An 11248-nucleotide genomic window follows, 5' to 3' on the forward strand; every position below is an offset into this window, starting at 1 on the left:
GGATTTGGTGGATTCTCCGGAGGCGGAGGTTCATCAAGAGGCGGTGGAGCTGGCGGAAGCTGGTAAGAAAGGATCAAAAATATGAATCAAACAAAAAAATTCCCTCTGTGGGGAAAAATATTAATCGTTGTTGGTGTTATCGTAATTGCATTAGGTGCTATCTTTATTTCTCCTTACAATACAATGATTGAGAAAGAAGAAAATGTAACAACAATGCAGGCAAACATTCAAACTTCACTACAATCCAGACTTGATAAGATCAATGAACTCATGCCTAGTGTACAGGCCATTCTGGATCATGAAAGCGAAGTCTACAAAGATATTGCAGCTTTACGTAGCAACATGGAAGGTGTAGCTATTGACGAAGATGGAAATCTTACACTTGATTCCAATGCAACTACTTCTGATTTAGAACAAGCTGATGCTGCTTCAAGTCAGATTCTGCGCGATATCAATGTTGCAATTGAAGCTTATCCACAACTTCAAGCTCAAACAGTCATGCAGGATTTTATGACGAGTGTGGAAGGCATTGAAAATCGTCTAAGCGTTGCAAGAGATAATTACAATCAAGCTGTGCAGGATTACAACACATATGTAAGAAAATTCCCTAATAACATCATTGCAGGTATATTTGGTTTTTCTCCAAAAGAAAAATACCAAGCGAGTGATGAAGCTCAAGATGCACCAACAGTCGATTTTAACTAAAGCGACGATCAATCGATCGCCGCTTTTTGATTCTTTTCTAATTGATAAAGATTCTTCCATTCATGTCTTAAAAGACAAACACTGACTATAAACGCAACAAAATCGGCAACAGGAGCTGCATATATCAATCCATCCAACCCCATAAAGATTGGAAAAATTAAGGCAAGTGGAATGAAAAACAACACTTGTCTGGTCAAGGACAAGACCATCCCTTTTAAAGGCTTTCCTATCGCGCTAAAGAATCCAGAAGATAACATCTGTACTCCGTTAATAGCCGCCATGAATAAATATGTTCGCATGAAACGAATCGCAAACTCAAAATATAATTTATCGCCCGAACCAAAAATTGATAAAACCATTTCAGGACAAAATTGAAATAAAGACCACCCAATGACAGAAACCACTAGATTCAGTTTTAATGCAAGCATGAAAATTCCTCGGACACGATCATATTGTTTAGCCCCATAATTAAATCCAACAATTGGCTGCATCCCTTGTGAAATTCCAATGATAATAGCTAAAAGAATTGCATTGGTTTTCATAACAATACCGCAGGCAGCCAAAGGAATTTCCTGCCCATAAATGGAAAATTGTCCATAATACGTCATTGAATTATTCAATATGATCTGTACAAGCATCAATGAAATCTGATTTACACAGGAACTGATACCTATAGCACTCGTAGATAAAAATTCATGAAATGAGAAACGAAAATCCGAGCGGGCCAGATTAACATTCTTAAATAATTTTAGATATCGTAAAGCCATCAAAGCACTAGCAATCTGACCGATTACCGTAGCCCATGCAGCCCCTTCAACTCCCATATCAAATACAAAGATAAAAATTGGATCCAAGATCGTATTAATAACAGCGCCAAGCACCATACAAGCCATTGAATATTTAGGTGAACCATCTGCACGAATCATATTTGACATTACATTGGTCGTAATCAAAAATGGAACGCCCCATGTTGTGATTTGCGTATAAGAATACGCATAAGGGAAAATCTGATCCGTTGAGCCAAAGGCATACAATAATGGAGTTAAGAAAGTCAGGACCATACTGACATATAAAGCACTCAAGATCAACATAGATACAAAACCATTGCCCACCACACAAGCGGCCTTGTCATTTTCCTTAGCTCCAATATATAAAGAAAAGCGAGATGCACTTCCTATACCTACCAATAAAGCGATTGCCACTGAGATAGTCGTTAAAGGAAAGGCCACATTAGTAGCCGCATTTCCTAAATAACCAACACCCTGCCCAATAAAAATCTGGTCTACAATATTATAAAGAGAGCTTACCAGCATTGATATGATGCTGGGAATCGCAAAACTTCTTAAAAGCTTAGATAACTTTTCAAACCCAAGTGGATTTTTATACATGGAATAATCCTTTCGCCTTTGGAAATATACACTATAATCATAAAAAAGAAAAGATGTTTTAATCCATCTTTTCGAAATGCGCTATCAATTTTTTATCCCCTAAGGAATGCTCTCGAATTTCGATCAATTCATTGCCTCTTTCATCAAACCAGCCTACAAATCGATACCCTTCTTTTTTAGCCGGTTTTAATTTGATCGTCTTATCAAAATATGTATAAGTCCTTGGATTCGACCTTGAGGCATACCCTTTTCCTACATCGTATATGATTGAAAAATGTGTCACTTCCCAACGAGCATACAATGTGCAATCTTCCTCGATCGCTTGATCATATGTATACTGCCAATGATAATCCGGATCCCAATACCATCCCATAAACGTATATCCTAATCGCATTGGTGTACGTATATCTTCTAATTTTTTATCAGAGTTTGTCTGCATGTTTGGAATAATAGCTCCCCCAAACGTTTCAAACTGAACAGTATTGAAATCGCGATATTTTGCGACCAGAGTGACAGGCTGACATTGCCGTTCAGGAATATACTCAACTCTCTTCCCATCTAAATACCAGCCTTCAAATATCTTCCCTTGTTTTTTTGCCGGATATAATCGAATAACACCTGACTCTATCGTGATATATTTAGGATTCTTTCTTGAATTCATACCACCGTCTGTTTGATACACGACCGGATACCAAATAGGAATCCATTTATCATATAAGCTCATCGTATGAGGCAATATTCCTCCCGGATTGATCCTTTTTGTACACTCTTTATCTATATACCATCCGGCAAAATGATAACCTTTTCTCTCTTCCATATCTTTTAAAACCTCGTGTTGAAATTAAAAATACTTTCTGTTATAATACTTTTGCTGTCCTCGTAGCTCAGTTGGATAGAGCATGCGCCTTCTAAGCGCACGGTCGGGAGTTCGAGTCTCTCCGAGGACGCCATTTCTATTTGCATTTAGAACTGCAGATCATGCAGTTCTTTTTTTATTCAATAATAAAAACCACACCCTGACGATCTGCTGAACCAGAGGCTAGAGATACTTCTTTATCCAAATAAGCATCAAGATCTAATGCATCCAATTTTCCTTCTATGATCAAATTCTTTTGATTCTGTTTATAGATCTTAATATATGAATCTGTATGCATGATCGAAACATAATTTCTTAACTTCATCACAACATCCCCTTTTTCTTATTATAATACACTTCTAAAAAGAATGACATATAAAATCAAGCCTGACAACGCCAGGCTTTTTCTTACCAATCTTCTCTGTGAACGATCTGTCCTTCAACATGAGCTCCGTCTATTGTCAAAATTCCATAACTAGGCGTTTTGCCATCGCGGGGGCTTGTTGTTGATCCAGGATTCATCAAAAAGATTCCATTTTTCCATGTCATCTTTGAAACATGCGTATGCCCATAAAGAACGATATCGCAACCATTGTCGTATGCCATAGAAGCTAATGTTTCTTCTCGATTTAAAAACGAACAACGGTGTGAATGAAGAACAAGAATACGGTGGCCCTGTGCCTCAATGATGCGTTCATCTTCAAATCCAACAAAGTAATCATTATTTCCTCGAACAAAGATCCACTGTGGATACCATTGAGGATCATCTTCTAAATCTCCGCAATGAATGAAAAGATCTGCATCCTTGTGTTTATCAATAAGTTCATCCAAAATATCGTTTCGATAGTGTGTATCACTGACTACAATAATTTTCATCATATTTCCTCTTAATTTAATTCTTCTTCAAAAGTCATCTCTTCCATGCATACATCTTTATCATGCATTTGTCTTGCGGTCTGCTGCCCCACATATCGTAATACAAAAGGTTGATAAAGCTGGTTTGTTGTAGATTCTTTACCCTCAGGATAACGAACGACAAAACCATAACGATATGCATTTTCTCGGAGCCAATCCATTTTTAGTCGAGCTGTATCTGATAAGTTTTCTAAAACTGTCGAATAATCTCTAGTTACATATACATTGTTTTCTATGCATAGATTGATCCATTCATCCATTTCCTGTAAACCAATAGTAAATCCTAATTGAAATTCATTTTGACCTGCCGGAAGCATATAATCATTAATCTGATCTGGGATTCGATTATTTAATTGAACATATTCTTCCATGATAGCTTCATACGATAAATATCCTTGCGCAAGATCTAATGAAACTTCATTATTCATCACAGAAGCAAAATCCTGGATCATAGATTGAAGATTCGAAGCTACTTCACTTCTTACAGAAACAGAAGAAACGCTCACTAGATCTGATGGAACATATTTATAAACTGTACTATTCTCATTCAAGATAACATAAGGAAGACTTGGATCACTTACGAGTTCAAGATTTTCATTAAAAATGGCTTCATTTTCATAAAATGTAGTTAAATCAACATAAGTATAATGCTTCAACAAAGTCACAAGAATATCTCGAGAAAAGTTTTGACGATATTTATTCACAAAATTTACGATATAATCATTCGATGCATCTTGAACACTTTTGGCAGCACTATATAAATATGCGTTATGAAGATCAAAATCTGGCTCATCGATAAATGGAAGAAATGTTTCTGGTTTGATCTGCTGCGTAATCAGATAGTCTATATCTTCACTATCCAGCTTTTCCAATATGATATCTCTATTTTCTTCAGTAACATACGGATAGCGGGCAAGCGGATCATAGGAACGATTGATCTGATAGAAACAAATACATCCAACACAGAAACAGACTACGATCAATAAAACTCTTAGACTAAGCGTTTTTTTATCCATTCTCTGACTCCTTTAAAGGAATTATACTCTGCTTATCATCTTCATGCAAACGCTGATACAAACTAAGCGCTACATCCTGTGGTAAAACCTCGGATAACTGTTCAACGCTTGCCAAACGTATCTGTTTCATGCTCTTAAAATGTTTTAAAAGCTGTTTTTTACGCTTTTCTCCAATACCGCTTACTGTGTCTAACATAGATTGTGTCATTCCTTTTGATCGAAGTTTTCTATGATAGCTAATGGCAAAGCGATGTACCTCATCCTGCATCCTTGTCAATAAAAAGAACAAAGGATCTTCTTTATTTAAAGGTATCTCATTTAGATTTTCATCAATCAAAGCCCTTGTACTGTGCTTATCATCTTTGACCAAACCAGCTATACGTAAATCTAGATCCAACATTTCCTTTATTTCTTTAGCCGCGTTTATTTGCAAAGCACCACCATCTACCAACAAAAGATCTGGCATTGGTTTCCCTTCTTTCAATAAGCGAAAATAGCGGCGGTATATAACTTCTTTCATACTGTCTAGATCCGACACATAACCATCTAATTTATAATGGCGATATTGGCTTTTATCTGGTTTACCATTCTCAAAGACAACCAACCCACTCACATTATAAGCTCCAGAAATATGCGAGTTATCAAACATTTCAACCGTTTCTATCTTTGTATGAAAGATTCTCGAAAGATGTTGATTGGCCATTTCGAGTTCTTTATCTTTACGGAATACAAGCTGAAATTTCTGGTCATGCGCTTCTTTGGCATTCTTGATGACAAGATCGACTAATTTCTTCTTTTCTCCTCGTTTTGGTATATGCACTCTTGTATCCAAAGCTTCTTCCAAAACCTCAACTGGTGTTCCTTCTGGTACTAAAATTTCAGAGGGAACAATATTCTTTTGATAGTATTGAACGATATAGGATACAAACGCTTCCATCGTATCTTCATAGATTGGTTCGATACTAAGGGTTCTTTCCAATAACTTCCCTTTTCGAATAAAAAAGCCTTGAAAAGATATATATCCTTTATCTTCATACCAGCCAAAAACATCGCGCGAAGCACGATCTTTAAAATCAATTGTCTGCTTTTCAATTACATGTTCAATGGCTTGAATTAAGTCATAAATTTCTTTCGCCCTTTCAAAGCGAAGCTCATCACTAGCCTGTTGCATTTGCTTTGTCAGATCATCTATGATCTCTTTAGCATCCCCATCAAGAAAGCGACGAATGGCTTTGCGATTTTCTTCATTGACCTTATTATCAATTTCTTTAAAACAATATCCCAGACATTGATGCATGTGATAATAAAGACATGGCTGCTTAGGCATATTCTTACATTTTCGAATTGGAAAGATCTGATTGATCAATCGAACAATTTCATAAGCTGACTGAGCACTTGGATACGGACCATAATAAGTATCTTTTTTATTCTTCACCTGACGTGAAACTCGAACAGTAAAACATGGATCTTTAGAGATTACGATGTATGGATACGATTTATCATCCATAAACATAATGTTAAATGGCGGTGTATGTTTCTTGATCAAATTGATTTCCAATAATAAAGCTTCTTTTTCAGAACCAGTTACGATAAATTCGAAATCTCGAATATGTGAAACCAATCGAGTTGTTTTATTATCATGAACACCGTGAAAATAAGAACGAACTCTATTCTTTAACACTTTGGCTTTTCCTACATACAAGATCTTCCCTTTTTCATCTTTCATTATGTAGCATCCGGGCTGATCTGGTAAAAGCGCCAATTTATCCTGTAGATGTTGAGAAATCATACCATTCACCTACTTCAACACTACAATTGTAGCCCCAAGACCACCTTCTGATGGACCTGCGCTAGTTTTGGATTTCACTTGAGGATGCTTATCTAAATCACACCAAACTGCATTTCTTAACTTTCCTGTTCCCATTCCATGAATAACACGAACTTGTTTTACTTTATGTGCAACCGCTTGATCTAGATAATCATCCAATGCCTTTAGTCCTTCTTCAACATGCATACCAATCAAGTTGATCTCCAAAGGGAAACGTTTGAAAATACGATCTACTGAAGAAGAGGAAACTTTCTTTATTTGTGGACGAGGCATCTTCTTTAAACGCGATAACTTGATCTTCATCTTCATTCCATTAGTTAAGATCGTTGCTTCTTTTTTTCGTATATCCAGGATCTCTCCATGCGAATTCAAATCCACAACACGCACATAGTCTCCTACCTTCAAATCTTCGTTAGCTTCCGGTTCTTCTTCCTTTTCAGGTCCTAACAAGTTGATCTTATGCATCATTTGAGTCTGTTCATGGATTTTTTGATGTTTTTGTTTGCGCAACTCATCAATGATTTCTTTTGCCTCGGCTCTTTTTTCTTCCAGCATATCATTCAGCTTTTCTTCATACTCACGATCAAAGCGCATCTTTTTCGCATCCAATTCTTCTTGTTTTTGAGCAGCTTCCTTTTGAAGTCTATGAGCATCTTGAATCAATTTATTGAAACGATCTTTTTGTTTTAACACATCATTTTGAAGCTTTTCTAACTTCTCAAGTTCTTTTTCAACATTTTGTTCATTCTCATTTTTAAATTGAACAGCTTTATCTAAGATAGCTGCATTTAAATGATATTGAGCAGCGATATCAAACGCATATGAAGCTCCAGACACCCCTGGAATATATCGATAAGTCGGTTTCAATGTATCCTTATCAAATTCTACGCTGGAAACTAATATATGTTCATTGGCTTTACCAAATGCCTTAACTTGTGAATAATGAGTACTGGTAATGATCGTACAACCTTTATTAATTAAAAAATCCAAGATTGCTACAGCAAGGCTTGCCCCCTGTAAAGGATCTGTACCATTTCCTACTTCATCCAAAAGCACAAAAGAATGTTCATCACATTCATTACAGATAGTTGATATTTTTGAGATGTGTGAAGAAAATGTAGACAAGTTGTTTTCAATGGATTGATTATCACCAATATCAAAATACATAGATGTATAAAATGGTATCGTTGCCTTATGACAAAGCACAGGAAAACCACAATGACTCAAAGCGACAAAAAGTCCTACAGTTTTTAATGTCACAGTTTTTCCACCCATATTTGGGCCTGAGATCATTAAACAATATTCATTTGATTTTAAAGTATAGTTATTGGCAACCACTTTCTTTTCATCAATCAATGGATGTCTGGCATGCTCCAGTAACAAAGCATGATCCCTGGTCTGAATAACAGGAATGCATCCATCATAACGATATGCCCATCTTGCCTTGGCTAGTTCTGTATCAATTAATGTCATCGTTTCTAAATTAGAAGAAATTGCGATTGAATTAGACGCTACTTTTTTGGTCAATTCCTTACAAATTCTGTGTTTTTCTTCTTCAATCTCAGAGATGATCATTTGAATTCGGTTGTTCAATGAAGTAAATTCCTGAGGTTCTACATAGTAAGCCAACCCGCTTTGGCTAGAGCCATGGATCATACCACCAAAACTATATTTATCCTGTGCCTTAACAAGCACACATAAACGATTGGAAACTGTGGTCGTCATTGCTTCCATCAATTTGGAATTGTTCTTTTTAAGAAAAGATCGAGATCTTGTTTGTAAATCTAAGCGAGTGTCTATTAATTCCTTATGTTTATTTTTTAATAATGGTGTTGCATCTTCTTTGATGGAACCTGTCATATCAATTTGTTTTTGAATCGATGTTACTAAATCTGTACATAACGTCATGCTTCTAGCATGATCATTCAACAATGGATATGTTTCATCAAATGCATTATAAACACTACGACAAGCGACTAAGAAAGTCATGATATCCAATAATTCTTTTCCATTTAAGATCATGCGCTTTGATGCTTTGGCGACATATCCAGATACGTCATGACACCCTGCCATGTTTAAGATCGATCCACTTCTTACAAATTCCAGACCTTCTTTTACAAGATCTAAATGCTCCATAATTTCCATACGGTCATGGAGAGGAAGTGAATCTTTAATCTCATTTTTCGAGCATGAAAAAGAAGCAAACGATGCAACTTGCTCCAAGACGCGATCAAAATCAATAGCTTTATTTAATTCTTCTCGATAATTTTCCACAAACATCACCTACCAAATATATGAAATTAGTTCGTCCACAAAAGATAGAACACCACTCTGCACAAATAAACTGCCATTTTCAATAAAAGGCAATCTTAAAAAGATCGTAATGAGACCAAGTATCAATAATACCTTAACAGCACCAAGCACAAGCCCAAGCATGTGATTGATAAACGATAAGGTTTTGATCTTGGAGGTTCCTCGCATCAAAAAACACAAGATCCAATATACAATACGAAACACAACGATCAAAATAACAAACCAAATGATCGAATTGATTAAAGAAGTACTGATATCGTTAATGATCGATACAGGCGTACTGATTTGATATATAGGAAATATATCGGCTACAGCACCACATAACATACCTGAAACGATATATGAGGCAATTAAAGAAACGACATCGAATAATTGTCGCATAAACCCTTTACGGTATGCCAAAAATAAAAATAAGGCACTCACAAAAACGATGATCATGTTATAGATCATAAAATCTTCTACATTTATTATCATGTGTGTATTTTATCACGATTTGAAAAATCACAAAACACATTTACATACTTCCAAGAAATAATCCCTTCCATTTTAAAAATATGTTACAATGCTTGCATGAACACAATAACGAAAATAATGTCAAAAAAGCAGATTGAACAACTCAAAAAACAAATCGATCCATATGTATTAAAAGTTAGCCAACCTGCTTATACATATTATCAAGCTAAACTCGAATCTTGTACGATCACTGCATATACAAGTGGGAAAGTCGTCTTTCAAGGAAAAGATCTTAACTGGCTATCTCAAGAAAGCTCTTCAGAATCAAAAAATATGTTTCCTCAAGCTGGAAGTGATGAAGTAGGAACTGGTGATTATTTTGGACCTGTTGTGGTCAGTGCCGTCATCGTATCCAAAGAAAATGAGGACGTATTACGAAACTTAAAGATTCAGGATTCAAAACAAATAAACGATGAAAAAATACGAATGCTCGCAAAAGAAATTAAATCGCTTTGCCCACATACGATCCTGATCGTATCCAGCTCTAAATACAACAGTGTGCACAAGCAGCACAACATGGTTGATATCAAATGTAAACTACACAATCAAGCTTATTTGAACTTGATCAAAAAAGGATACACTTTACCTGAACACATTATCATCGATCAATTTGTTCAAGAAAAGAGCTACTATCGCTATTTATCCAATGAAAAAGAAGTTGTCAGAAACATTCATTTTGAGACCAAAGCCGAAAACAAATATCTGGCAGTTGCCTGCGCCAGCGTATTGGCCAGAAATGCTTTCTTAGAATACTGGGATATGCTTGAGGAAACATTTGATTTTACTTTTGAAAAAGGAGCAGGAAAAAAAGTCGATCAATGTGGAAAAAAATTTGTCCTTAAATATGGTATGGATAAATTAAATGAAGTTGCCAAGATTCACTTTAAAAACACAGAAAAAATACTTGATCTTATAAACAAATAAAAACGCACAATGGCGTTTTTTTAATTCTCAATAAATTCAAATTCAAATCCACATAGCTGTACGGTATCTCCATCCATACAACCTGCTTCTCTTAAAGCTGCATCAATTCCCATATAGCGCATTCGATCCGCAAATAAATAGAAATCTTCTTCTGTATTCAGCTTGTTGATATTAAAGACACGTTCAATTTTTGTTCCAGTAACTTGCCATACATGATCTTCAACTTGCGTAACTTCAATTTCCGGTCTTTTCTCTTCGAATGTGTATAGAACACTTGATTCGGTTCCTTCATCATCCATGATTGGGAATGTAGGCGTAGTCGCTAACAGATCCGCTGCCTTTCTTAATACTGGATCTAATCCTTCGTGAATAATTGTAGTTGTTTCAAACACTTCTACATCCGGATATTTTTTCTTAAATCGTTCTAGATTTTCTTTGGCATTATCTAGATCCATTTTATTCGCCACAACAATTTGCGGTCTTTCCAATAAACGCATCTGATAATCTTTTAATTCATTATTAATAATTTCATAGTCTTCCAATGGATCTCTTCCCTCCGAAGACCCCATATCTATAACATGAAGAATGACGCGGCAACGTTCAATATGTTTTAAAAATTGATGTCCTAATCCTTTACCGGTACTAGCTCCTTCAATAAGACCTGGAAGATCAGCTAAAATAAAGCTTCTTCCATCTTTTGTTTGAACGACACCAACATTTGGATGAATGGTCGTAAAAGGATAGTCTCCAATTTCAGGACGGGCACGTGAAACCGCGTCCAGGAATGTTG

11 protein-coding genes and 1 tRNA gene are annotated in these 11248 nt (G+C 35.9%); 3 read left to right on the forward strand and 9 right to left on the reverse strand.

Going from position 1 to position 11248, the window contains the following annotated elements; translation table 11 throughout:
• The first annotated feature begins 81 nt into the window (after positions 1-81).
• Entirely contained in the window at positions 82-705 is a 624-nt protein-coding gene (locus HMPREF0367_RS08890) for a LemA family protein (RefSeq protein WP_022355600.1), read from the forward strand.
• Between the two features lie 8 nt (positions 706-713).
• On the opposite strand, the gene HMPREF0367_RS08895 is transcribed toward HMPREF0367_RS08890, so the two are convergent.
• Together HMPREF0367_RS08895 and HMPREF0367_RS08900 are read right to left on the reverse strand one after the other, a co-directional pair.
• The gene (locus HMPREF0367_RS08895) at positions 714-2093 is read right to left on the reverse strand and encodes an MATE family efflux transporter (RefSeq protein WP_035403486.1); all 1380 of its coding nucleotides are present in this window, start codon (positions 2091-2093) and stop codon (positions 714-716) included.
• Positions 2094-2151: 58 nt separating this feature from the next.
• Positions 2152-2910, reverse strand: coding sequence for an InlB B-repeat-containing protein (locus HMPREF0367_RS08900; RefSeq protein WP_022355602.1), 759 nt, complete (start codon positions 2908-2910; stop codon positions 2152-2154).
• Positions 2911-2966: 56 nt separating this feature from the next.
• Between HMPREF0367_RS08900 and HMPREF0367_RS08905 the strand changes: the two genes are divergently transcribed.
• A tRNA-Arg gene (locus HMPREF0367_RS08905) sits at positions 2967-3043 on the forward strand.
• Between the two features lie 42 nt (positions 3044-3085).
• Here the strand turns inward: HMPREF0367_RS08905 and HMPREF0367_RS08910 are convergent.
• The 6 genes from HMPREF0367_RS08910 to HMPREF0367_RS08935 form a co-directional block, all read right to left on the reverse strand.
• A complete protein-coding gene (locus tag HMPREF0367_RS08910) occupies positions 3086-3274 on the reverse strand; it encodes a hypothetical protein (RefSeq protein ID WP_015535852.1) in 189 nt (62 codons plus the stop codon).
• A gap of 83 nt (positions 3275-3357) precedes the next feature.
• A complete protein-coding gene (locus tag HMPREF0367_RS08915) occupies positions 3358-3825 on the reverse strand; it encodes a metallophosphoesterase family protein (RefSeq protein ID WP_015535853.1) in 468 nt (155 codons plus the stop codon).
• Positions 3826-3836: 11 nt separating this feature from the next.
• Positions 3837-4880 carry a M15 family metallopeptidase gene (locus HMPREF0367_RS08920; RefSeq protein ID WP_035403487.1) on the reverse strand — a complete coding sequence of 348 codons (1044 nt, stop codon included), beginning with the start codon at positions 4878-4880 and terminating at the stop codon, positions 3837-3839.
• Positions 4873-6669 (reverse strand): excinuclease ABC subunit UvrC, encoded by a 1797-nt coding sequence (uvrC, locus tag HMPREF0367_RS08925; protein WP_035403489.1) that lies wholly within the window; start codon positions 6667-6669, stop codon positions 4873-4875. Before uvrC ends, HMPREF0367_RS08920 begins: the two co-directional genes overlap by 8 nt.
• Before the next feature lie 9 nt (positions 6670-6678).
• Positions 6679-8982 (reverse strand): endonuclease MutS2, encoded by a 2304-nt coding sequence (locus tag HMPREF0367_RS08930; RefSeq protein ID WP_035403491.1) that lies wholly within the window; start codon positions 8980-8982, stop codon positions 6679-6681.
• Positions 8983-8991: 9 nt separating this feature from the next.
• Positions 8992-9495, reverse strand: a complete 504-nt coding sequence (locus HMPREF0367_RS08935) for a CvpA family protein (RefSeq protein ID WP_081683672.1) — start codon at positions 9493-9495, stop codon at positions 8992-8994.
• Positions 9496-9591: 96 nt separating this feature from the next.
• Here HMPREF0367_RS08935 and rnhC point away from each other — a divergent pair, with 96 nt between their 5' ends.
• Positions 9592-10458, forward strand: a complete 867-nt coding sequence (rnhC, locus tag HMPREF0367_RS08940; RefSeq protein ID WP_035403496.1) for a ribonuclease HIII — start codon at positions 9592-9594, stop codon at positions 10456-10458.
• Positions 10459-10478: 20 nt separating this feature from the next.
• Here the strand turns inward: rnhC and cgtA are convergent.
• Positions 10479-11248, reverse strand: a 770-nt coding sequence (gene cgtA / locus HMPREF0367_RS08945; protein ID WP_035403498.1) for an Obg family GTPase CgtA, incomplete at its 5' end; no start/stop codon positions are given.

The sequence above is a fragment of the Faecalitalea cylindroides ATCC 27803 genome (genome assembly GCF_000469305.1).
GTDB classification, from domain to species: domain Bacteria; phylum Bacillota_I; class Bacilli_A; order Erysipelotrichales; family Erysipelotrichaceae; genus Faecalitalea; species Faecalitalea cylindroides.